The following is a 22,625-nucleotide window of genomic DNA, read 5'->3' as shown; positions in this document are numbered from 1 at the left end:
GCGCGGCCCAGCGGCTCCCGAACCGGGTCTCGGGGACTGCGGTGCGGCGCTGACGTGCGTGACACGCGGTGCGTGCCGCACGGTGGGTTGTGCGTGGTGCGGAGATGCTGCGGTACTTCGGGGCACTGCGGTACTGCGGGTCACTGCGGGCACTGCAATGCTGCGGTCGTGCCGGTCGGTGCCGTGGGACTGCGGCTCAGTGAGCCACGGCACGCGCCATCGAACCGCGGCGCGGTTGCATCGGAACGCCCCTGGCGGGCTCCGGTGCGGGCCTGGCTCCGGCGGTGGCCTGACGGCCGGCCGGTGCCGGGCTGCGGCGTGGCTGCGCGGCCACACCGTTCTGGACGTCCATCACGGCGTGCGCCACGAGGCCGCCCATGGGGTCGTGCCTGATCAGGTCCCGGAGGCGGGAGCGCGACGAACGCCCTTCGTTCCCCGGGTAGAGGTGCTTGCCCAGGCCGACGGCATGCGCCAGCGCGGCCAGCGCGGCGGTCCGCGGGTCCGGCGGTACGCCGGTGCGGATCGCGCTGTCCAGCCGGGCCCTGATCTCCCGGCTGATCTCCGTGTCCGTCGCCTGATAGCGAGTCGTCGGAAGCACCCCGCACATCTGTCCCGCCACGGCATGCACCATGCCGCACCGCTCCAGATGCGATAGATACGTCTGGCGCAGCCCCAGTCGGGGCCCGCCGATCCAGTTCACAGCGCGTACTGGAGCACCCCGCCTGCGGAGTAGTTCCAGCGCACAGTCCAAGGTCGGATCTCCGGTCGGCCGTGGTGCCACCACGGCGATACGATCCCCGTCTGGGGCTATCCGTCCGGCCAGCGCCAGCTCCACTAGCTGTGCTCCGGCCAGACCTAGGTCGAGCGACTGCGGCTGTGCGGTGGTACCCGTGGTCGGGTCCAGCGCCAGCAGCAGAAGCTCCTCCGGAAGTGTTCTGCGGCTCCTGCCCATCCATGCCTCCCCGCGTGGATGAATGACAGGGTGACCCCTCTCACATTGGTCTGTCGAGAGTGCGTGACCGGAATGTAGTGGAACCAGTAGGTATGTCGTTCTCGTCTACCGCAGGGGTTAAGCCCGCACACAGGACACTGGTACATGGTTCGGACAGGGGATGTCCGGCCGCGTGTGCACGGGTTGACGGGTTCATGGTTCGGTTGGGCGCACGGTGTGTGGCGCATGGAGGAGGCATCGGTGGCGGGCGAGTCCCCCGACAGGTCGAAGCAGCACGAGTCGTCGGCAGAACCGACGTCGGGGAGTACGGCTCCGGTTCCGGATCCACGGCTGGCGGTCGCGCGGGAGGCCGTGACGGCGGCTGCCCGGGTGGACACGGCCACCGCTGTGTTCTCAACCCGAGAACTGGCGGCGAGCGCCAAGGGTTCCCGGGGGAGTGACGGTTCTCCGGAATCGGAGACCGGGCGCTCCGCGGGTTCGGCCGACGAGCCGGAAGCCGCCGAGGAGGGTCCCGCAGAGGCCGCCGAAGGCGGTGACGCGCGGCTACGGGACGCGGTGGCCGCGTGGGTCGCCGGGGCGGACGAGGAGGCGCCTGAAGGTGCCTCTGGCGCCGGTGGCGCGGCTTCGGGTACGTCGGATGCCGCGTCGGATGCCGCCGACGTCGAGGAGGCCGCTGAGGTCTCGGATACCGATGCGGAGGGCTCCGCCGGACGTGACGGCGGCTCGGCCGACACCGGTGGCTCCGAGCCGGAGGGCAGCGCTTCTGACGCCTCTTCGGAGACCGAGGGCGAGACCGAGCCTGAGGGCGGGACCGAGGTCGTGGGCGAGTCTGAGGTCGGGGGAGGCGCGGAGGCGTCTTCGGCCGACACGGGCAGTGCCGTCGACACGGACTCCGACTCGGACGCCGACTCGGACTCCGAGCCGGAGGTCGGCGCTTCTGCTGGGGCTGAGGACGCGGGTGACACGGAGGTGCCTACCGCCGACACCGCGACCGGCACGGGCGTCGACGCGGACGCGGACTCGGGCTCGGAGCGCGAGGGTGCCGCCCCGGCCGAGGGTGATGTCCCCGACGAGGCGGGCGCCGGTGACGACGGGCCCGTGGCCGACGCGAAGCCCATCGCCGACACCGACGCCGGGCAGGAGCCCGAGGACGAGCCGAAGGTCGACACCGAGGCACAGACGGACGCCACGCCCGAGGCGGCCGAGCCCGTGGGTGAAGCCCCGGGCGGCGGCGAGGTCGACGCCGAGACGCGGGCCGACGCGGCGCCCAAGGCGGCCGAGCCCGTGGCTGAAGCCCCGGGTGGCGGCGAGGTCGACGCCGAGGCGTCGGTCGACGCGGTGCCCGAGGCGGCCAAGGCCGAAGCTGGTGACCCGGTCGAGGGTGACGCCGAGGCGCGGGGCGACGCCGTGCCCGAGGACAAAGCCCAGGGTGATGGCGAAGGCGGCGGCGGCACAAAGGCGGACGCCGAGCCCGCCGATGAAGCTCCTGGTGGCGGCGAGGGTGATGTCGAGGCGCAGGCCGGCGCCGCGCCCGACGGCGCAGCCCTCGGCGACGGTGACGCCGACTCTGGTTCCGACGCTCGTTCCGGCGGGGAAGACGTCGCCGAGCCCCCCGTCGACCAGCCCACCGCCATCTTCAAGATGCCGGCGCGCGCCGTGGATCAGCCCACGACCATGCTCAAGCTGGGCGACGCCAAGCCGGGCGCGAAGCCCAAGGCCGGGCCGGACAAGGGCGCCGCTGCGGAGCCCGGTGACAAGCCGGATGCCGGAGCGGGCAAGGGCACTGCTCCCAAGCCTGGTGCCGAGTCGGATGCCAAATCGGGCGAGAGTGCCCCTCCCAAGCCCGGCGAGAAGCCCGATGCCGGAGCGGGCAAGGCCGCCGCTGCCGAGCCCGGCAAGGACGCCGCGGGCGAACCCGGTGACAAGGCCGCCCCCGCCTGGGCCGCCAAGCCCTCCGCCGAGCCGGAGGCCGAGCGCACCAGCAAATTCGTGGCGCTCAAGCCGCTCGACGAACCCGCGCCGCCGAAGGCGAGGCCGGCCGTGCCGCCCGCCGCCGAGACCGCCGCCATTCCGCAGGTCGGTCCGGAGCGGACGACGCAGCAACCCCTGCCACCGAAGCCGCCGTTGGACCTGCTGGCGGAGCTGACGAACACGCCGCCGCCCCGGCAGACGCCGGTGCGCACGATCATGCGGCGGGTCAAGATCTGGACGCCGCTGGTACTGCTGCTGGCCGTGGTGTTTGCAGTCGTACAGGCCGTACGCCCTCTGCCGACCCCCACCCTCACGCTGACCGCCGACGAGTCGTACGCCTTCGAGGGGAGCAAGGTCTCCCTGCCGTGGCCCGGCGAGGGCCAGGGCTGGATGGACGTGAACGGCATCGGCACGGTCGACAGGTTCGGCGAGCAGAAGCCCGTCGCGATCGGCTCGGTCGCCAAGGCCATGACGGCGTACGTGATCCTCAAGGAGCACCCGCTGAAGCGCGGCGAGGACGGCGAGAAGATCCCCGTCGACGCGAAGGCGGAGACGGAGGGCGGCTACGACGCGCAGGGCGAGTCGACGCTCAACACCGTCAAGGAGGGCGACACCCTCACCGAGAAGGACGCCATCGCGGCCATCATGATCCCCTCCGCGAACAACATCGCGCGGCTGCTGGCCCGTTGGGACACGAACGGTTCCGAGAAGGAGTTCGTCGACAAGATGAACGCCGCCGCCAAGGACCTCGGGATGACCAACACGACGTACACCGACCCCTCGGGGCTGAAGGAGACGACCGTCTCCACCGCCGAGGACCAGGTGAAGCTCGGCAACGAGCTGGTGCAGATGCAGGCGCTGGTGGACATCACCAAGCTGCCGACCTGGGTGGACCCGTCCGGCAAGAAGTGGGACAACTACAACCGCCTCGTCCCCTACAACAACGCCATCGGCATCAAGACCGGCTCCACCACCAAGGCCGGCGGCAACCTGCTCTTCGCCGCCACGCAGGACGTCGACGGCGAGACCGTCATCGTCGTCGGCGCGGTCCTGGGCCAGCACAAGCCGCCGATCATCGACACGGTCAACGCGGTCAGCAAGACCGCGATGATCGCCGCCCAGGAGGCGCTGACCTCGCGGAAGATCCTGAAGAAGGGCGACGTCGTGGGGTACGTGGACGACGGGCTCGGCGGTCACACGCCGGTCGTCGCCACGAAGGACGTCTCCGCGGTGGGCTGGGCCGGACAGACCGTCAAGCTGAAGCTGAGCGAGGACGGCACGACCATCCCGCACGAGGCGAAGGCGGGAACCAAGGTCGGCTCGCTGAGCGTCGGTGACGGCACGACAGGGGACGCGGTCGAGGTTCCGGTCGCGCTCCAGTCGGACCTCACCGAGCCGGGCTACGGGTCCAAGTTCACCCGGGTGGGCTGACGGGACGTACGTAATCAGGGCGGGCGAGGGGGCCGTATGCCTCCAAGCCCGGCCGAACCGGCCGCACCCCGCCGACGGAGTACCGCCCGGGCTCTCTTGAGCGGGGTGCGTGCTAGCGTCGCGAGAAGGGCAGGTCGCCCGCCGCGGGGCCCGGCCGAGAGCGAAACAACGGGACACGGGGAGTGCCTTTACGTGGCGACAGCGGAGCCGACCCACGCCGACGACGCCGAGCCGAGCCGAGGGGCCGGCCCGCGAATACACCTGCGTACGCGTGACGTCGAGCGACCCGGGCCGCCCGGAGCCCCCGGTCCGGACGAAGAACCCCGCGCCGCCTCCGCGCCGCCCGAGGGCACCTCCGAGGAAACCCAGGACCGCGCTCCCCGTGACCCCGCCGAGGCCCACGACGACAACGTTGGCCGCGAGCCCGCCGACAGCCATCACGACACCACCCGGTTCAGCCGCTTCCTGCGGCACCCCGTAACCCTCGCCACCGCCCTCTCCGGCATCCTGCACGTCATCTGGTTCTTCACCTTCGCGAACAGTGGGGGTGACCTCGCGGCGCAGGACGCGTGGGCCGAGTTCGTGGGGCGGAACCCGGGTTCGGCGTACAACCTGGCCTGGTACGGCGGGATGCACCCGGTGTCGTACAGCGTGGTGTCCCCGTATCTGATGGCCGTGCTCGGCGTGCGGACGACGATGATGATCGCGGGGACGATCTCCGCCGGGCTGCTCACGCTGATCCTGATGCGCAGCAGGGTCGTACGGAATCCCGTGTGGCCGTCCCTCGCCGGAGTGTTCGCGCTCCTGTGCAACGCCGCCTCCGGACGCGTGACCTTCGGCCTCGGCCTGGTCTTCGCGCTCGGCGCGACCGCCGTCGTCTTCTGCTGGCCGTACCGCTGGCGCTACAAACGCTGGGCCAAGGCCCTGTCCGCCGCCCCCCTCGCCGCGATCGCGACCGCCGCGTCCCCCGTGGCCGGACTCTTCGTGGGCCTCGTCGCGGTGGCGCTGTTCCTGCAGAAGCGCCGCCCGGGCGCGTACGCGCTGGGCCTCGCGCCCGCCGCCGTCGTGGCCGTGTCCGCCTGGCTTTTCCCCTTCTCCGGTACGCAGCCGATGATGTTCGCGTCGGTCCTGCTGCCGTTCACGTACTCGGTGTTCGTCTTCTTCCTCGTCCCCAAGGAGTGGAAGACGGTCCGGATCACGGCGGCGGTGTACGGCCTCTCCGTCCTCCTCGTCTGGCTGATCAGCTCGCAGATCGGCTCCAACATCAGCCGCCTCCCGATGCTGTTCGCCGGGGTCGCGCTGATCGCCGCACTGCCCTTCACGGTGCCGCGCTCGCGCAAGTGGTACACGATCATCGTCACCTTCGTGGGCATGAACTTCTGGATCGGCTTCAAGGCCGTGGACGACATCGTGCACACCACGCCCGCCGCGTCCTGGGCCCGCGAACTGGCCCCCCTCGTCAACCAGCTCCAGGTGGTCGGCGCCGAGAAGGGCCGCGTCGAGGTCGTACCGGCCCGCTCCCACCGTGAGGCGTCCGCCCTCGCCCCGTACGTCAATCTCGCCCGCGGCTGGAACCGGCAGGCGGACATGGAGCGCAACCCCCTCTTCTACGACGACACCCTCAACTCCGCGAACTACCACGAGTGGCTGCGGCGCTGGGCCGTCCACTACGTCGTCGTCCCCAAGGGCGAGCCCGACGGTGACGGCGGTGAGCGCGAGCGGGAGCTCGTGCAGCGCGGGATGCCGTATCTGCAGCAGGTCTGGGGGGACGCCAACTGGCAGCTCTTCAAGGTCACCGATCCCACGCCGATGGCCGACCCGCCCGCCGTCGTCGAACGGGCCGAGCAAGGGGAGCTGACGCTCGAGGTGAAGCGGGCCGGGCGGGTACTCATCCGGATTCCGTACTCGCCGTGGCTCGGGCTCGTCGACGCGGAGGGCAAGAGTGTGAAGCCGCCGCAGGAGACCGAGGAGTCCAAGCAGCGGGAGGATGGGGCGCCGAAGACGTTCAGCAACGTCAACGGGTGTCTGATGGAGACGGAGAAGGATGCGGAGGGGGATCGGTGGACGGAGCTGGTCGCTCCGCGGGCCGGCACGTATCGCCTGGCGGCGCCTTATCAGTTGCCTCGTGGCACAGGGTGCCCGGAGGAAATGCGGGATGCGCTCCGTGGGACCGGTGGGTAGTGCTCCTCGGGTTCGGTGGATGAAGCTTCCGCAGGTTCGGTGAGATCTGCGGGTTGTGGAGGGCTGGTCGCGCCCACGCGGCGGAGCCGCACAATGTCACAGCCCCGCGCCCCTGAAGGGGCGCGGGTCACCCGGTGCTGAATCGGGAACGCAGAATCGCTGACTCAGGAACACCGCGTCGCTAGATCGGGAACGCCACGTCGCACACCTCGTCCTCTGGGCCTGCCTTGTCCCAGTCTGCGAAGTAGATCTCTCGGCAGGGGCCCGCGTAGTCCAGGTCCTCCTGTTCCATCCAGGCCTCCACCGCTTCGAATGCCGCGTGGATCTGGGGGTTGGCGACCTGGGCCTTGGTGATGCGGGTGTAGGCGAGGCGGCGGGCGGGCTCTAGGCGGGTCGTCGCGCCCCAGGCGCGTGCGTGTTCGGCGGCCCAGGCGCGCGCGGCGTCGGCGTCGGCGACGGGTACGCAGGACTCGACGGGGCCGTCGCTCTCGTCGGAGACCTCGGAGTAGTAGACGACGAAGGGGGCGCCCGTCATCCCGCCGCACTGCTCCGCGGCCGATTCCAGGCGGCCCAGCGACGCCGGGATCCAGGTGGGCAACTCGTCCACGAGGGTGTGCCGCTTCTCCGTGATGAGCCACTGCTCGGGTACGTCCACGGTGTGGACCTCGAACTTCGCGTACAACTCGGAACTCCTTCCGGAAAGCCGTACACGGAGGTAGTGCGCGAGTGTCCGCTGTCCGGCGAGGCGTTCCTCGATGTCCGCCCAGTACGCGGCGACGAGGTCGGCGGCCTGCTCCCCGTCGGACTCCTGCTGCTCCATGACCTCGGCGATCCGCGCGAGCGGCATGTCGAGGCGGCGCAGCATGAAGACCAGGCGGGCGCGTTCGACCTGGGCGGCGCTGTAGTAGCGGTAGCCGGTCGTCTCGTCGACGTGCACGGGGGCCAGCAGGCCCAGCCGGTCGTACAGCCGCAGCGCCTTCGGCGAGAGCCGCGCGCGGGCGGCGAACGCGCCGATCGTGAGCAGGTCCTCGGCCGAGGCGGCCGAGGTGGCCGAGTCGGCCAACGCTGCCTGGGGTTGCGCGGGGTTCACGGGTTCCACGGGCCCATCCTCCGTCACCGGGCGACTGCCGCCCGGTGGGGAGGACGGTGCTCCTTGCCCCAGGGGCAAGGTCAACCGACGGAGATTCCCGTGTCGGAGGAGATTCCCGTGTCAGACGGAAGTTCTCGTGTCAGGCGACGAGTGCCTCGACCGCCGCCACGACCTCGGCCGACTCCGGCTCGGTCTGCGGCGAGAAACGGGCCACCACCGTGCCGTCCCGGCCGATCAGGAACTTCTCGAAGTTCCAGCGGATGTCGCCGCTGTGCCCCTCGCCGTCCGCGAAGCCGGTGAGCCGCTCGTAGAGCGCGTGCCGTCCCTCCCCGTTCACCTCGACCTTCTCGGTCAGCGGGAAGGTCACGCCGTACGTCGCCGAGCAGAACTCCGCGATCTCCTCGGACGTGCCGGGCTCCTGGCCCATGAACTGGTTGCAGGGCACCCCGAGCACGGTGAAGCCCTGGGCCGCGTACCGCTCGTGCAGCCGCTCCAGGCCCGCGTACTGGGGCGTGAGCCCGCACTTGGAGGCCACGTTGACGATGAGCACGGCCTGACCCTTGTACCGGCCGAGGTCCGCGGAACCGCCCTGCAGGGAATCGATGTCGACGTCGAGAACAGAGGCGCCAGAGGTACCGGCGTTGTCAGTAGTCATAAAACGGATGCTAACTCCGCTCCGCAGGCGGAGGGGCGGCGCCCTGGGCCTTGACGAGAACCTCGCCCGCGGCTGTCCGGTAGTAGAGCACCGACCGCCCGGAGCGCCGCCGCCGGACGAGCCGGGCGTCGAGCAGGACCTTGAGGTGGCGGCCGACCGAGCCGAGCCCCTGGCCGGTCACGGCCACCAGCTGGCTCGTACTCATGGGGGAGTCGAGGAGGGCGAGGACGCCGGCCCGGGCCGTCCCGAGCAGCCGGTTGAGGCTCTCGGGGGCGGACGCGGTCGCCGGTTCGGTGTCCGCGAGGGCGCCCGAGCACGGGTACACGACCGCGTACCGGTGGGGCTCCTCCCACGACACCCAGCCGTGCCGCTGCGGCGTGACGGGGACGAAGAAGAGCTCGGCGCCCGAGATCTCGCGGGGCGGGTATTCGTGGAGGTTGACCTGCAGCCGGTTCTCGCCGAGCCAGCGCATGCCCGGCCGCATCGCGTCGAGCGCGGCCGCCCAGCCGCCCTGGCTCAACTGGGCGGTGCGGGCGACGACATCGGCTTCGAGCACGCGGCGGCGACGGGGCCAGTAGGGGCGTACGGCCTCGGTCCAGACGTACGTCAGCAGGTCGGCGGCGCGGTCGGGGAGGTCGTCACGGCCCTGGAGGATCGCGGGGAGCGGGCCGCGCAGAGCGACGGCGAGGTGGGCGCGGGCGGCTTCGGGGGAGGTCTCGCGGACGCGGGCGACCTCGGTGTCGAAGTCCTCGCCCCGGGGCGTGGGCGTGAGGAAGTCGGCGATCCACTCGGGGCCGAGACCGGCGCGGACGAGAGCGGCGGTGACCGGATCGGCGGCCAACCGCCGTCTGTAGTCCGGCAGTCGGGCGGCCAGCCAGGTCCGCTCGCCGGGATGCGCGGCCGCTCCCGCGTGCAGCACCTTCAGACAGGCGAAGGTCTCGGCGAGGGGCGACAGCACGAACCGGCTGCCCGCGAGGGTGTCGGCGTTGACCTGCCACCAGCCCATGTCCGCGGCCTTTCTCGGATTTTTGTTTCGCGCCTGCGCGAAACATTAACGGCCGGTCCGGGGCCGGTCCGAGACTCCGCGTCATGCCCATGACGTACCGATCACTGTTCCGCACCCGGGAGTTCACGCCCCTCTTCGTGACCTCCTCGGCCCAGGTGGCCGCACAGACGATGAGCGGTCTCGCGCTCGGCACGCTGGTCTACCGGGCCACGGACTCGCCGCTGCTGTCCGCGCTGAGCATGTTCGGCCCGTCGCTGGCGCAGGTCCTGGGCGCGACCACGCTCCTTTCGGCGGCCGACCGGCTGCCGCCACGCGCGACGACGACGGGCGTCGCCCTGGCGTTCGCGGCGGGTACGGCGCTCCTGGCGGCCCCCGTCCCCCTGTGGGCGGTCTTCGCCCTGATCCTCGTACTCGGCCTGGTGGCGTCCCTGGGCGGCGGAGTCCGCTGGGGCCTGCTGAACGAGATCCTGCCCAAGGACGGCTACATCCTCGGCCGCTCGGTCTTCAACATGGCGAACGGGATCACGCAGATCACGGGATACGCCACCGGAGGCGTCCTGATCGCGGTCCTGTCCCCGCGCGGCACGCTGCTCACGGCGGCGGCCCTGTACGCGACGGCCGCGACGGTGTCCCATTTGGCCCTGACCCCCCGCCCGCCGAGAGCCACCGGACGGCCGTCCGTACGCGAGACCTGGCGCACCAACGCGGCCCTCCTCTCGGCCCGCCCCCGCCGCCACCTCTACCTGGCGCTCTGGCTCCCCAACGGCCTGATCGTCGGCTGCGAGTCCCTCTACGTCTCGTACGCCCCCGACCACGCGGGCCTGCTCTTCGCCTGCGCCGCCCTGGGCATGCTGGCCGGGGACGTGGCGGCGGCCCGCCTCCTGCCGCCCCGTCTCCGGCCTCGACTGGGCGTCCCGCTGCTCCTGTTGCTGGCCGCCCCGTACCTGCTCTTCGTCCTGCACCCGCGGCCGGGCGCGGCCGCGGTCCTCGTCACCGTGGCCTCCGTCGGCTTCGCCGCGAGCCTGCTCCAGCAGGAACGCCTCATGGCCGTGACGCCACCCGAACTGGCGGGCCACGCCCTGGGGTTGCACTCGTCCGGCATGCTCACGATGCAGGGGGTCGGGGCGGCCCTGGCGGGTGCGACGGCCCAACTGACGTCACCGGGCGGAGCGATGACGGTGATGGCGCTGGCGTCGATCGCCGTGACCGTGTCCCTGGCACCAGGGCTCCGCGCGGCCGGTGCCCCCGACCCCCGTACCGCTATCGCGCGACGAACTGCGTGAGGATCGCCTGGACTTCGTAGATGTCCACGCCCTTGGTGAAGGTCTTCTCGATCGGGGCCGGGGTGCCGGAGATCCAGATCTTCAGCTCGGCGTCGAGGTCGAAGTGGCCGGCGGTCTCGACGGAGAAGTGGGTGATGCTGCGGTACGGGACGGAGTGGTACTCCGTCTTCTTGCCCGTGATGCCCTGCTTGTCGACCAGGACCAGGCGGCGGTCGGTGAAGAGGATGGTGTCGCGTATCAGCAGGTACGCGGCGTACACCTGCTCGCCCTGCCCGAGCAGCCGCGCGTAGTCGTGCTGAGCCTTCGCCGGATCGACGGTGTGGGCGTTCCCGAACAGTGCCATGACAGGCCCCCATGGGTCGTGTGAGGTCACCGCACCGAGGTGACCGTTCGACGTGACCGGCTCGAAGTGACCGGATCTTCGCACCTTATGACGGTCCCGAGCGGCAGGAAGGTTGAACGGCCATCCGATCCGTGCTGTTCCGTTACGACCGACACCCTTGACAGTGTGCGTACTGTTTCGCGACGTTTGAGCCTTACCGAGCGGTTCGAGTTCTCGGTCGTGGCAGGACGCGGACAGCGCGTCATGGGGGAATTGGGGGGCGGTCGCCCATGCGATCCACGAGCAGTGGCGGGGCGGGCATCACGATTCACAGACCCGAGGAGCTGAGCACCTCGCTCCGCCGGGCCTGGCACCGGGCGATGGACGAGTCGCCGGACTACGGAAATCCCTTCCTGGCACCGGAGTTCGCGGCCGGGGTCGGCAGGTACCGCGGTGGGGCGCAGGTGGCGGTCCTGCACGAGAACGGGGAGCCCGTCGGCTTCCTCCCGTACGAGCGCAACTCCTTCGGCGTCGGCCGGGCCATCGGTCTCGGCCTCTCCGACTGCCAGGCCCTCGTGCACCGCCCCGGGGTCACCTGGGACCCCCAGGAACTGCTGCGGGCCTGCGGTCTCTCCGTCTTCGAGTTCGACCATCTCGTCGAGGAGCAGAAGCCCTTCGGCAGATACGTCACGGGGACGTTCGCCTCCCCGGTGCTCGACCTGAAGGTCGGCGAGGGCGGCTACGCGGAGTGGCTGCGCGGCGCGTACCCGGGGCTGGCCAAGACGACGCTGAAGAAGGAACGCCGACTGGGGCGCGACACGGGCGAGGTGCGGTTCGTCTTCGACGAGCGCGACCCGCGGGTGCTGCGCACTCTCATGCGGTGGAAGTCCGCCCAGTACCGCAGGACGGGACGGATGGACCGGTTCGCGCGGCCGTGGATCGTGGACCTGGTGGACCACCTGTTCCAGGTCCGCGAGGAGCACTTCACCGGCGTGCTGTCCGTGGTGTACGCCGGCGACCGGCCGGTGGCCGCGCACTTCGGACCGCGGTCGCGCACGGTGTTCGCGGCCTGGTTCACCGCGTACGACCCCGAGTTCCGCTACTACTCGCCCGGGCTGATGATGCACCTCCGGATGGCGGAGGCCGCGGGCCGGCACGGTGTGCGGCTCATGGACATGGGACGCGGCGACAAGGAGTACAAGGACTGGCTCAAGACCCGCGAGCTGCGGGTGGGCGAGGGGCTCGCGACCCGCCCCCACCCGGTGGCGGCGGCACACCGGCTGTGGCGCAGACCGGTGCGCGGCCTGCGGAACACGGTCCTGGCCCATCCCACCCTGCGGGAGCCCGCCGACCGGCTGCTGAGGACGGTCGGCACACTGCGCCCGTCTGCCCGGGCGGGCTCCGGCAAAGCGGAACCCCACCCACGCTGAGCACGCCTCCCGACACCGGCTTTCGCACCGCGCTCCCGTCGTCGCACCGCCCGCCGAGCCTCCCCGCCGGCACCCGACCGCCGCGACGAAGAGAACCCGCCGAGACGAGAGCCCGCCCAGCGGAAAGCCCGCCCAGCCGAAAGCACGGCCCGCCCGGCTCGCCCGCCCCCCCCCGCACGACGCGTACGAGAGCACAGTGCCGCCGCTCGGACGACTCCTCACAGCGGCCCTTCTGGCCCTTCCGGCCCTCCGAAGGCCCTTCGACGGAAGAGGTGACGATGCCGTACGGATCGAGGCTCGCCGCGACGATGGCACGGCGACTCGGACGGGAATGCGTCTACACGCCCTCGGCACGGCTGGCCCTGTACCTGGCGCTGCGGCGCTGGTGCCGGCCGGGCGCGCGGGTGCTGATGTCGCCGGTGAACGACGACGTGATCCTCTTCGTGGTCCTCGCGGCCGGGCTGCGCCCGGTGCAGGCCCCGGTGTCCGTATGGGACGGCAACATCGACCCGGCCGCCGTACCGGATTCGACCTGGCGGAGCGTGGACGCTGTACTGACCACGAACCTGTACGGGCTGCCGGACCGGGTCGTGGAACTGCGCCGTCGCTGCGAGGAGTTGGGGATTCCCCTGATCGAGGACGCGGCGCACGCGATCGGCACGCATGTGGACGGGCAGCCGATCGGGACGTTCGGGAAGGCGGCCGCGTTCAGCCTGTCCAAGCATGTGGCGGCGATGGCCGGCGGTTTCCTCGCGGTCGAGGACGCGCACACCCGACGGGAGCTGGAGCTGCTGCGCGACGATCTCCTGGTGCCGGGCCGCCTGGCCGGCGACCTGGCCACAGCCCTCCGGCCGCTGGCGCGTTCAGCCGTCCGCACCCTCCACCTGGTGCGTCCTACGTGGCGGACGATGCAGCGCCTCGGACTGCTGGAACGCGACGACTTCCGGATGCCCCTGCACGCGCCCCGGCTCGCCGTCTCCGCGCTCGACGGGCCGAGCCTGACCGCGTACGAGCCATGGGTGCGCGTCGACCTGCACGACTTCCGCTCCCGCCACGGGGCCCTGGTCCGCGGGCAGTTGAGCCTGCGGATGGCCCTGCTCGACGGCAACCTCGCCCGGCGCAGGGCCGGCGTCTCAGTCCTGTCGGGCACGGCCTGGGCCTCCCCGGCACTCCGCGACCGCGCCGCGACACACGACGGCCCGCTCCCTCTCTTCCGGGTGCCCCTCCTGGTCCGCGACCGCGACGCCCTCGTGGAACGCCTGGTGCGACACGGCGTGGTCTCCGGCTACATCTACGACCCGCCGCTCGACGACTACGCGGGCGCGGAGTTCGCCGACCCGTCCCCCGACCCGACGGCCGCCCGCTGGTTCGCCTCACACGTGCTTCCGGCCGACCCGCTCCTGGCCCTCAAGATCACCAACGCTCTGACGAGGGAACAGGCGACCACCGCGCACCCCTCGACTCCGACCCCCGTCCCGGACGCGACGCCACCGACGCCCCTGGGCCAGTGAGCGGAGCCGGGGAGCCGGGGAGACAGGGAGACGGACGGCCTGGTGGGCGCGTGTCACGTTCCGCGCCGCTCGCTCGTCGCATCAGTAGGGTGCCCGCGCCTCCCTGCCGACCGGTGCGGGCTGGGAAGAGGTCATGTTCACCGCATACGTTGTCGTCACCGTCGTCACGATCCTGGTGAACGCCGGAATCGTCGTCGCCGACCTGGCGAAGGCGGACTTCGTCGTCGCCAACTCCGCCGAAGTGGGCGTGCCGCCATCATGGCTGCCCCCGCTGGCCGCGCTGAAGGCGGCCGGGGCGGGTGGTCTTCTCCTCGGGCTGCTCGGGGTCCCTGCCCTCGGAATCGCCGCGGCGACGGGGCTCGTGGCCTTCTACCTGGGTGCCGTCATCACGCACGTGCGTGCCCGCGTCTTCTACAACATCGCCTTCCCAGGCGCCTTTCTCGCCCTGGCCGCCGCCTCGCTGACACTCTCCGTCACGCGTTGAGCGCGGGCCCGGCAAGAGCGCGGCGGCGGCTCACGCTCCCGCGTGTGCCAGGCTCGACCACGTCCAGGGGCGGTCCCGGTGGCTGTGGCGCAGGGCGCTCACCGTGCGGTGCAGGGCGAGGGCGGCCGGCAGCGGACCGGGGGCCGTCACGGCCGGGGCCAGGACGCGGTGGAACACCGCGGCCGCGGTGGCGGCGAAGGCGTCGCCCACCTCCCAGAGGGTGGCCACCGACTGGGAGTAGCCGGCGAGCTGGAAGGCGGAGGCGAGGTGGACGGCCTCGTCGGCCAGGGCGGGCGAGGCGCTGCCGCGGGCGGTGCCGCAGGCCGAGAGATAGGCCAGCTCCGCGTTGTCCAGGCGGAGCGCGGCGATGTCGTTGATCTGCAGATCGCCGTCGGACAGCAGCAGCCGGCTCGCGGAGAGGTCTTCGGGATCACTGCCCGCGTGGCAGGCGAAGTGCACCACGGCCGCGCCCGTGAGGGCCTCGCGGACCGCGTCCCGGGTGGCGGCCGGACCGACCAGCGAAGTGCCGCCGCCTGCTGCCACGGCCGCGGCGGCCTCGGCGACGGTACGGGACAACGATGCCTGCCCGGCGGTCTCCGGTACGGCCACCGCGAGGGTGCGCCGCCGCCCCGAGGACGCGCGGGTCCGGGCCCGGCTGAACAGCAGGGCCCGCAGCGTCGGCGTATAGGAGGAGGCCACCCGGTCGAGCACGGCGGCGCCTTCCGGGTCCTGGCTGCCGTGACGTCCGGCGGCGTGCAGCGGAAAGGAGTTGAGTACGCCGGTGGGCGACCACCAAAGGCGGGGCCAGGGCACTCCCGGTTCCGGCGGGCCGGTGAACCCGAGAGTGTCCAGGACCGGTTCGGCCAGCACGTCCCACAGCCAGCCGAGGGTCCCGGTGAAGATCTCCCGGGAGTCCTCGAACAGAGGATCGCGCGGCCCGGCGGTCAGCGCCGCGACCGCGACACGGAAGGACTCCGCCTGGGCCACCAGATCCGCGGCATCGAGCTCGGGCAGCGGGATGGTACGCAGCCCGTCCGGGCACAGGGCCAGCGCGTCGCAGCGGCGCGGGTTCACGTTGATGCTGACGACGGGCCCCTCCGCGGCGGCGGGCCGCAGGTCGTCCAGGCCCAGGGGGAGAGGCGTCAAGAAGCGCTGGAACCGGGGGCGTTGCTGGAGTTCCGCGATGAGGCGGGCGGCGTCCTCGGCGGCGGTGCGGTACTCGCGCTCCTGCTCCGGAGTGGGCCACACGCCCGGTTCGCTCGTGCGGCGGTGGGTGCGCACTCGCTGCAGCGAGGTGCGCAGCCGTGCATGCAGCTCGGCGTCCGCGCCGTGCAGGTCCTCCAGTTCCCGGCGGGCGTTGAGCGCTCCGGACAGCAGATGCGAGCGGCCGTCCTCCAGGGTCTCCAGCGCCTCCACGGCATCGTGCCGTTCGAGCGCGGTGGCGGCGCCGTCGGAGGCGAGACGGGTGACCAGGCTGGGCGAGCGGCCCGCCTGCGGGGGTGCCGAACCCACCAGGTCCGCGCGCTGGACCCGCGACACGGCGGAGGAGGTCCACTGCACCAGCAGCATGGCGGTGCGCGGCGCGGGATCGGGAGCGGCGGTCAGCACGCGGGCGATGCCTTCGGCCTCGTCGAAGTCGGCCTCCTCGGACCACAGGGAGTGCCGGAAGAACAGGCTGATGGCCAGGGAGATCCGCGCCTCGGTGTACTCCGGCGTGTCCGGGGCGAGCACCGCCAGCTTGCGGCGGCAGGCTCTCACCGATTCCTCGAGCGCCCCCGGTGCCTCGAACGGAGACTCCTCCGCGAACAACAGCGCCGTGTGCGCGCCGAAGAGTTCGGGAGTGACCCCGATCTCCTCCAGGAGGGCGGGCATGGTCTCCATGGCCTCCCGCAGCAGCGGCAGCGTCTGCCGCATCGCTCGCAGGCGGGTCTCCTCGTCGCCCGGTGCGTGCATGGCCTTCATCATGAGCAGCAAGGTGCGCATGGCCCTGAGAGAGCGGTACTCGTGGGAGTCGGGCGGAATCCGCGGCTGCATGCGCTCATGGACTTCGAGGAGTTCGTCGATGCCGCTGGTGTCCACCTCCACTTCCTCGTCCGGCCACGGGCTCGCCGGTGCCGAGTCGCCGCCCTCCTCCAGGAACGCGGCGAGCGCCTGGCCCCGTTCCTGTTCGGGCAGCCGGGCGATGCGGCGGGCCTCCAGCTCCAGCGCCTTGGCGAAGACGTCGCCCACGCTCGCCCGGTCCGGATAGCCCATGACCAGATTGCTGAACTCCATCACTTCCGCGTTGCGGCTCCGGCCGGTCTGCGGGCCGAGGCCGATCAGCTTCAGGACGGCGCCCAGCGGGTGGTCGGTCGACTCTCCCGAGAGCGCCGGGCGCAGCATGTCGTCGATGGCCTGCCAGTCCTCCCGCTCTTCGGGGGTCTGGTCCGACAGGGCGTCGAGTTCCCCCTTGAGCACGGCCGCCTGGACCACCAGCAACTCGACGGCCCGCAGTCGCTCCGCGTCCCCGGCGAACGCCGTCGCGTTGTCCACCAGCAGGTCCGTGGCTTCCCGCGGGTGCTGCGCCGCCACCAGGTTCGCGGCCAGCCGCAGGAGTACGTCGGCGTGGTCCGGGTGGTCCGCGGGGGTGAGGCCGAGCAGGCGCCGCAACGGCTCGACGGTTTCCTCGGCCTTCGCGGCGGCCCGCGGCCGGTCGTCCGAGGAGGCGCCGATCAGCACGGCGTCGGCGAGCCGGACAAGGCGGGTGCGCAGTGCTTCCCCGTCCTGGGCGGAGGTGAGTTCCACCGAGTGCCTGAGTGCCTGGACGGCCTCCTCGCGGATCTCCGGCCCCGCCTCCTCGCGGATCTCCGGCCCCGCCTCCTCGCCCTCACCGGCGGACTGGGCGTACACGGTGAGGGTGTAGCCCAGGTCCGCGTACATCTGCGCGATGTTCTCGTCGACCTCGGTGGCGGTGCGGGTGGCGATGCGGAACATCGCGGCGGCTTCGGCCAGTTGGGCGCGGTCCTCGGCGTGCGCGGCGGCGGTGAGCAGCGCGAGCCCTAGGCCGTTGGCGCAGCGGGCGTGGTTGGGGTGCTCGCGCGGGGTCGCCGCGAAGGCGGTACGCAGCTCGGCGACGGCCAAGGCGACCTCTTCGGGACCGGGGCCGCCGATGAGCAGCGCATAGCCGAGGTTGCAGCCGGCCAGGGCGCGGTCCGGGCCCTCGGGCGCCAGGTACGGCAGGCACGTGCGCAGGAGCGCGGCCGCGGCCGACGCGGCCGCCGGGTCGGGCGAGGTGACGGCCAGTTCGATGAGCAGCGATGCCAGGTTGCCGAGGGCCTCGGCGTGGGCCTGCACGGCGTCCTCAGGACTGTCGGGCCGCCGGGCCTCGGGGCCGACGATCTGGTCGATCCCGGCGCGCAGCTGCGGGGGCAGGATGTCCGGCTCGCCCGGCGGGTTGTAGTAGAAGGGGGCGAGCAGCAGCAGGCCGAGCCGCGCCTCCTGTTCTCCGGAGGGGGCGTCGGGCCGGTCGTCTGCGCGGCACAGGTACAACACCCCCAGGGTGTACGCCACTTCGGCGTCGGCCCCGGAAGCGGCGGTGCCGTCGGCGGGGACGAGGGGGAGGTGACGCAGCAGCTGTTCTGCTTCCGCGCCCGCCTCCTCCGTGTGCAGAGGGGCGGTGCCCGCGGGCCCGCTCAGCGCGTCGAGGCGTTCTTGTACCGCCCGCAGCAGGCGGTCCCGCTCGGCCGGCCGGTCGCCCCCGGGTGAGACGTGCGGATCGGTCATCTTCGGTGCACCCCCGTGCTCGTACTGATCCGGTTGTCCTGCGTGCTGATCCGATGGTCAGGGGCGCCGTGGTCCGGCGCCCTTGCGGAACCGCTCGGTGACGGCAGGACCAAGGCTCGGCCGGATCGGCCGGACCTCCTCGTCGAACCGCTCGAACAGTTCCTGGACATGGACGTCGACGGCCGACTCGACGAGCTCGGCGTACTCCTCCGCCCGGTCGCGGCCGCGCCGCCAGGCCACCAGGGCCGCGCCCGCCCCGGCCACGACGCTCGGCCACCACACCGCTCCGAGCAGGAGATAGAGCGCCGCCCAGCCGCCGAGCCGCATCGCCTCGTCGAGGCGCTGGCGGGACTCGGTGAGCGGTTGCCGCGTGGTGTCGGGAAGCAGCAGCCACAACCGGGGCCAGGCGTCCGCCAGTTCCAGCCGGTAGTCGCGCCGGACCCGGTCGGTCGGGGAGGACAACCGGTCACCGATCCACGTCGGGCATTGCGGCGGACTCAGCGCCAGCTCGTTCCGGCGTGCCTCCAACTCCCCCAGCCGAGAGGCGAGTTCGGCGACCCGGACCCGCCCTTCGGCCGTGCCTGCGTCGCCACCCGCCGCGTCCGCCGCGTCCGCGGCCCGCTCCAGCTCGAGCCGGGCGCGGCGGCAGGCGTCGTCCCGCTCCCGCCACGCCCTGCGCCGCCGCTCGGTGAGCGCGGCGGCCGACCGCCGCAGGGGGACCGGCCAACGGCCGAGAAGCAGCTGCTCATAGGCTCCGGCGAGCCCCTCGGCCAGCAGCGCGGCGGCGAAGGACGCGGCCAGCACCACGAGCAGCAGCACCGCCGTACGCGTCGATCCCGAACCCGCCGCGGTGAGGGTGGCCAGCTCGCTCCGCAGCATGCGGACGTCCGACCAGTGGCTCTGGCGCAGGGTCAGGGCGACGGCCGCGACCGTGGTGAACACAAGACCGGGCATGACCATCGTGGCGGCCCAGCGGTCGGCCAGCCTCCGGCCGATGTCGGTGACGAGTCCGGTGAGCACGAGCAGCCGCTCAGAGCTCGGCGACGAAGCGCAGCGCCAGATCGAACACGCCGCACACCGGCCGCTCCCCGTCGGCCGTCCGGTGCTCCCGGCGCTCACACATCTCCCGGGGGCAGATGTGGTAACCGAGGAGAGCGTGCGGGGCGCCGTCCGACACCCGGGGCGGACGGGTCGGGTTCCGCGAGGTGTCCTCGCCCTCGTCAGCGCCGACCGGAACGCCCGCCGTACGCGCGGCTCCGACGCCCAGCCGCTCGAGGTATCCGTCGACCGGTTCACCCGCGCGGGCGGCACGCACCGCGCTGTCGATCACCATGCGCTTCTCGGCACCCACCGGGCCTCGGTGCAGACTGCGCAAGCGGGGCAACTGCGCGCAGAAGAGTGCCAGTTGCCGACTCGAACCGGAAGGTGACAGCACGTCAATCATGGTAGCCGCGCATCTCTTCGGCCGGACCGTCGAAGACCGCGGTACGCGGCACGATCCGGTTCGCGGCACGATCCGGTCGGAGTCGGGCTCGGAGTCGGACTCGGACTCGGCCTCGGAGTCGGGCTCGGCCCCGGACTTGGCCTCGGTCTCCGGCCGCGGTCCGGCGGCGGTTCAGGCCGCCGCGGTCGTCGGCGACGTTCTCCGGACGCCACGCGCGTAGCCGGGTCGACTCGCCGGGGACCGCGTCACCAGTGCCTCGCGGGAACACGGCGATCCGCCTTGCGCTGTGACAGCCACAGAGCGACCGCCTCCGAGATCGGCTGCCCGGTCTCCAACTCGACGAAGCCGAACTGGCCGCCCTGATTGCACTCCAGGAACCACCAGATGCCCTCCTCGTCCTCGGCGAAGTCGAAGGCGGCGTACGCCAGTCCGGCAAAGGCGACGTAGTCGCGCACCGACCTGCCGACGCGTTCGGGCACCGGGACCGCCTCCCAGGCGTGCCCAGTTTCGCCGTAGCGGCCGTCGACCTGGCCGGGCTCGGCCGTCTTCCGCGCGGCGAACAGCCGGGTGCCGACACAGGTCAGACGAATGTCGGCACGCTTGGGTATGTACCGCTGCAGCAGCGCGGGACCGGCCGCGACGGCGGAGAAGTCCGCGTCGGGTCCGATCAGGGTGGTGGGCAGGGCAAGACCGGGGTCACCGGGCGGCGGTCCCGAGGCGGACTTCACCACCACGTCCCGGTACTCCTCGGCGAACTGCTGTGCCAGGCGCGGGGCGGTGGTGAAGACGGTCGGCGGCACGGCGAAGCCGCTGAGGTGGGCGACCCTCAACTGCCAGGGTTTCAGGCGGGCCTGCTCGGCGTTGTGTGGATGGTTCATCCATCGCGTGGCGGCGGAGTGGAGCATTCCGTACAGCGCCTGACGGGTCTCGGCGGCCAGCCACGGTGAGGGGTGCGGCGCATGCGCGGCCGGTTCGCCGGGTCTTCGTACCCATACGGAGCGCAGGCCCCCCATGCTGAGCACATGCCCGTTCACCGACAGGTGGCCGTCGAAGTCGCCGTGGGCGTATTCGGCGGACAGCACGGCCTTGCCCGGCAGGTCGGCCGGGTCCAGCCGCATCATGGGCGTCCCCGCCTCGTGCAGCTTGGCCACCACCATGTCGGCGGTCACGTCCTCCTCGGACGTGAGAATCAGTACGGTCATTCGGTCACGGGTCGTCAGTCGTCGAAGTGAGTCTGGGAACCGGCGGTGGACGTCGTCGTGCCGACCGCCAGGAGGAGGTCCGGGTCGCTGACGGCCGGCCGGCCGTCGGGAAGCACGTTCAGTTGACGTGCCGCGTCGAAGCTGTACGGCGTCACCACGTTCGTAAGCCCTCTGGGGAAGGCGTAGTTGAGGGTGAACGGTCGCACTCGAACCTCCAAGGTCGCACGTTGACTGCGTACAGTCCCTTACGCACTCCTTGCGTAAGGAATTCATCACTTTCAGCCACAACGGGGTGAAGGTCGTCACATTGGCCGCCGTATCGTTCGCATCATCTGCAACGGCTGCATCATCCGTACGCATCTTCCCCACGAGTCACACATCGGATTGAGTGCCGCAACCGTCACAGTGGCACCAAGGGTGACTGCCCCTGCACTCCGGGTGCCGGGCGCACACTGGAAGCAAACGGCCATGTGTCATGAGCCGAACGTGGAGGTGAGCCATGAGCACCCTCGAAGAACACGTCGACGTCGGAGTCCCGATCGACAAGGCCTGGGACAGCCTTCATCGGGTGGAGAACTATCCGCGCTTCGTGGCAGGAGTGCGCGATGCCCGCACGGAGGCGCAGGGGCGAGCGCATCTGGATGTCGAGACCGGCGGTCAGGTCCGGGAAGTCGACGCCGACTTCTCCGACCGCGGAGGGGAACGCGTGATGGATTGGCAGACCACCGGCGCTCCCGACCTGATGGGTTCCTTCTCCCTGCAGCCGATCGACCAGAACCACACCCGGGTCCAGGCACGACTCGAGTACGACCCCGACACCCTCAGGGAGACCTTCGGCGGGCCGAAGGGATTCGCCCAGGCGACCGCGATCGAACGGCTCGTCCGCAGCGATCTGGATCAGTTCAAGGAGTACGTGGAACAGGGGCGGTGAGCGGCAGGAGGTGGGATCAGTCTCCGGCGATCCTACTCGTCCCCGACGCGTACGACCGCCAGCGTGATGTTGTCGGGGCCGCCCGCGGTGATGGCGGCCTTCCACAGCTCGAAGACCGCCCTGCCGTCGTCGTGCTCCCGCATCACCTCGTCGAGCACGTCCGTGGTCAGCGGGTCGGTCAGACCGTCCGTGCAGACGAGGTAGCGGTCGCCGGGCGACAGGGAGGCGGCCGTCACATGGGGGTGGATGGCGCGGTAGCCGGGGGAACCGCCCAGACACTGGGTGACTAGGGACGTGGTGCGCCGGCCCGGCTCGAGCGGAGGGCTGTCATCGACGCTCACCTGGCGCAGCCCCTCGCCGGAGGCCGCGAAGACCCGGCTGTCGCCCACGTTGAACGCCAGCAGCGAGCCGGGCTGTACGACGACGCCGGCGACCGTCGTCCCCATGGTGGCGAGCTCGCTCCCGTCAACGGCGCCGGCGGCCTCGTACACCGCGCGATTGCAGTCCTGCAGGGCGTCGCGGACGGCGTCCTCGCTGCTCAGGGCGGGGCCGATCGCCGCGAGCCGGCGGACGACCAGGGCGCTGGCCACCTCGCCACCGGGATGCCCGCCGAGCCCGTCGGCGACGGCGACGACATGGGGTGTTCCGAGCGGGAGGACCAGGGTCTGCGGATTCTCCGTCACGGTGGCGCACAGGGTCCACGGGCCGATCACGAGGCTGTCCTCGTTCCGGTCGCGGAGCAGCCCCGGATGACTCAGCGCACTCACAGCGACGTACGGCATACAGCGTCACCGCCTCCCCGTACCGGACACACCGCCGGGCCGGGCTTCCACTCCAAGTCTAGGAACGGCGACATCCGGCGTGCCAGTTCCGGTGTGACCGGCGGGGCGCGGCGCGGGCTCTTTTCCACGCGTACGGCTCCATCGGTGCTCTCGGCGACGGCGTCGCCGCCCCCAGCGACGCCGCCACC

18 protein-coding genes are annotated in these 22,625 nt (G+C 71.7%); 7 read left to right on the top strand and 11 right to left on the bottom strand.

Features of this window, described 5'->3' with window-relative positions; all coding sequences use genetic code 11:
• Positions 1-196: 196 nt before the first annotated feature.
• Positions 197-952, bottom strand: coding sequence for a GOLPH3/VPS74 family protein (locus GAS53_RS16535; RefSeq protein WP_151478347.1), 756 nt, complete (start codon positions 950-952; stop codon positions 197-199).
• A 225-nt stretch (positions 953-1,177) separates the two neighbouring features.
• Here GAS53_RS16535 and GAS53_RS16530 point away from each other — a divergent pair, with 225 nt between their 5' ends.
• Positions 1,178-4,354, top strand: a complete 3,177-nt coding sequence (locus GAS53_RS16530) for a D-alanyl-D-alanine carboxypeptidase (RefSeq protein WP_151478346.1) — start codon at positions 1,178-1,180, stop codon at positions 4,352-4,354.
• Positions 4,355-4,546: 192 nt separating this feature from the next.
• Complete coding sequence (locus GAS53_RS16525) at positions 4,547-6,535, top strand: MFS transporter (RefSeq protein WP_151478345.1); 1,989 nt, start codon at positions 4,547-4,549, stop codon at positions 6,533-6,535.
• A gap of 181 nt (positions 6,536-6,716) precedes the next feature.
• On the opposite strand, the gene GAS53_RS16520 is transcribed toward GAS53_RS16525, so the two are convergent.
• The 3 genes from GAS53_RS16520 to GAS53_RS16510 all read right to left on the bottom strand — a co-directional run bounded on the left by GAS53_RS16520 (position 6,717) and on the right by GAS53_RS16510 (position 9,286).
• The gene (locus GAS53_RS16520) at positions 6,717-7,598 is read right to left on the bottom strand and encodes a MerR family transcriptional regulator (RefSeq protein WP_151478364.1); all 882 of its coding nucleotides are present in this window, start codon (positions 7,596-7,598) and stop codon (positions 6,717-6,719) included.
• Positions 7,599-7,764: 166 nt separating this feature from the next.
• Positions 7,765-8,280 (bottom strand): glutathione peroxidase, encoded by a 516-nt coding sequence (locus GAS53_RS16515; RefSeq protein ID WP_151478344.1) that lies wholly within the window; start codon positions 8,278-8,280, stop codon positions 7,765-7,767.
• 10 nt (positions 8,281-8,290) lie between these two features.
• A complete protein-coding gene (locus GAS53_RS16510) occupies positions 8,291-9,286 on the bottom strand; it encodes an ArsR family transcriptional regulator (RefSeq protein WP_151478343.1) in 996 nt (331 codons plus the stop codon).
• 83 nt (positions 9,287-9,369) lie between these two features.
• Here GAS53_RS16510 and GAS53_RS16505 point away from each other — a divergent pair, with 83 nt between their 5' ends.
• On the top strand, positions 9,370-10,569 hold the full coding sequence (locus tag GAS53_RS16505) for an MFS transporter (protein WP_151478342.1): 1,200 nt from the start codon (positions 9,370-9,372) through the stop codon (positions 10,567-10,569).
• On the opposite strand, the gene GAS53_RS16500 is transcribed toward GAS53_RS16505, so the two are convergent.
• On the bottom strand, positions 10,547-10,912 hold the full coding sequence (locus tag GAS53_RS16500; RefSeq protein ID WP_151478341.1) for a PH domain-containing protein: 366 nt from the start codon (positions 10,910-10,912) through the stop codon (positions 10,547-10,549). The genes GAS53_RS16505 and GAS53_RS16500 overlap by 23 nt on opposite strands.
• 269 nt (positions 10,913-11,181) lie before the next feature.
• On the opposite strand from GAS53_RS16500, the gene GAS53_RS16495 reads away from it, so the two are divergent.
• The 3 genes from GAS53_RS16495 to GAS53_RS16485 all read left to right on the top strand — a co-directional run bounded on the left by GAS53_RS16495 (position 11,182) and on the right by GAS53_RS16485 (position 14,316).
• Positions 11,182-12,321, top strand: coding sequence for a GNAT family N-acetyltransferase (locus tag GAS53_RS16495; RefSeq protein WP_151478340.1), 1,140 nt, complete (start codon positions 11,182-11,184; stop codon positions 12,319-12,321).
• A gap of 278 nt (positions 12,322-12,599) precedes the next feature.
• A complete protein-coding gene (locus tag GAS53_RS16490) occupies positions 12,600-13,832 on the top strand; it encodes a DegT/DnrJ/EryC1/StrS family aminotransferase (RefSeq protein ID WP_151478339.1) in 1,233 nt (410 codons plus the stop codon).
• Between the two features lie 133 nt (positions 13,833-13,965).
• Positions 13,966-14,316 (top strand): DoxX family protein, encoded by a 351-nt coding sequence (locus GAS53_RS16485; RefSeq protein WP_151478338.1) that lies wholly within the window; start codon positions 13,966-13,968, stop codon positions 14,314-14,316.
• A gap of 30 nt (positions 14,317-14,346) precedes the next feature.
• On the opposite strand, the gene GAS53_RS16480 is transcribed toward GAS53_RS16485, so the two are convergent.
• The 5 genes from GAS53_RS16480 to tgmA form a co-directional block, all read right to left on the bottom strand.
• Entirely contained in the window at positions 14,347-18,078 is a 3,732-nt protein-coding gene (locus tag GAS53_RS16480; RefSeq protein ID WP_151478337.1) for a CHAT domain-containing protein, read from the bottom strand.
• Between the two features lie 57 nt (positions 18,079-18,135).
• Complete coding sequence (locus tag GAS53_RS55165) at positions 18,136-19,098, bottom strand: hypothetical protein (protein ID WP_192583139.1); 963 nt, start codon at positions 19,096-19,098, stop codon at positions 18,136-18,138.
• Between the two features lie 10 nt (positions 19,099-19,108).
• Complete coding sequence (locus GAS53_RS16465; protein WP_151478334.1) at positions 19,109-19,513, bottom strand: hypothetical protein; 405 nt, start codon at positions 19,511-19,513, stop codon at positions 19,109-19,111.
• Positions 19,514-19,767: 254 nt separating this feature from the next.
• Positions 19,768-20,724: an ATP-grasp ribosomal peptide maturase gene (tgmB, locus tag GAS53_RS16460; RefSeq protein WP_192583138.1), complete on the bottom strand. Its 957-nt coding sequence runs from the start codon at positions 20,722-20,724 to the stop codon at positions 19,768-19,770.
• Positions 20,725-20,738: 14 nt separating this feature from the next.
• Positions 20,739-20,930 (bottom strand): putative ATP-grasp-modified RiPP, encoded by a 192-nt coding sequence (gene tgmA / locus GAS53_RS16455; RefSeq protein ID WP_151478333.1) that lies wholly within the window; start codon positions 20,928-20,930, stop codon positions 20,739-20,741.
• 293 nt (positions 20,931-21,223) lie between these two features.
• Here tgmA and GAS53_RS16450 point away from each other — a divergent pair, with 293 nt between their 5' ends.
• Positions 21,224-21,655, top strand: coding sequence for an SRPBCC family protein (locus tag GAS53_RS16450; protein ID WP_151478332.1), 432 nt, complete (start codon positions 21,224-21,226; stop codon positions 21,653-21,655).
• A gap of 32 nt (positions 21,656-21,687) precedes the next feature.
• Here GAS53_RS16450 and GAS53_RS16445 read toward each other — a convergent pair whose 3' ends face one another.
• Positions 21,688-22,437: a PP2C family protein-serine/threonine phosphatase gene (locus tag GAS53_RS16445; protein ID WP_151478331.1), complete on the bottom strand. Its 750-nt coding sequence runs from the start codon at positions 22,435-22,437 to the stop codon at positions 21,688-21,690.
• Positions 22,438-22,625: the final 188 nt, after the last annotated feature.

The sequence above is a fragment of the Streptomyces albicerus genome (assembly GCF_008905045.1).
Taxonomy (GTDB): Bacteria; Actinomycetota; Actinomycetes; order Streptomycetales; family Streptomycetaceae; genus Streptomyces; species Streptomyces albicerus.
The sequence above is the reverse complement of the archived record's forward strand: the minus strand, read 5'-3'. Positions and strand labels throughout refer to the sequence as shown.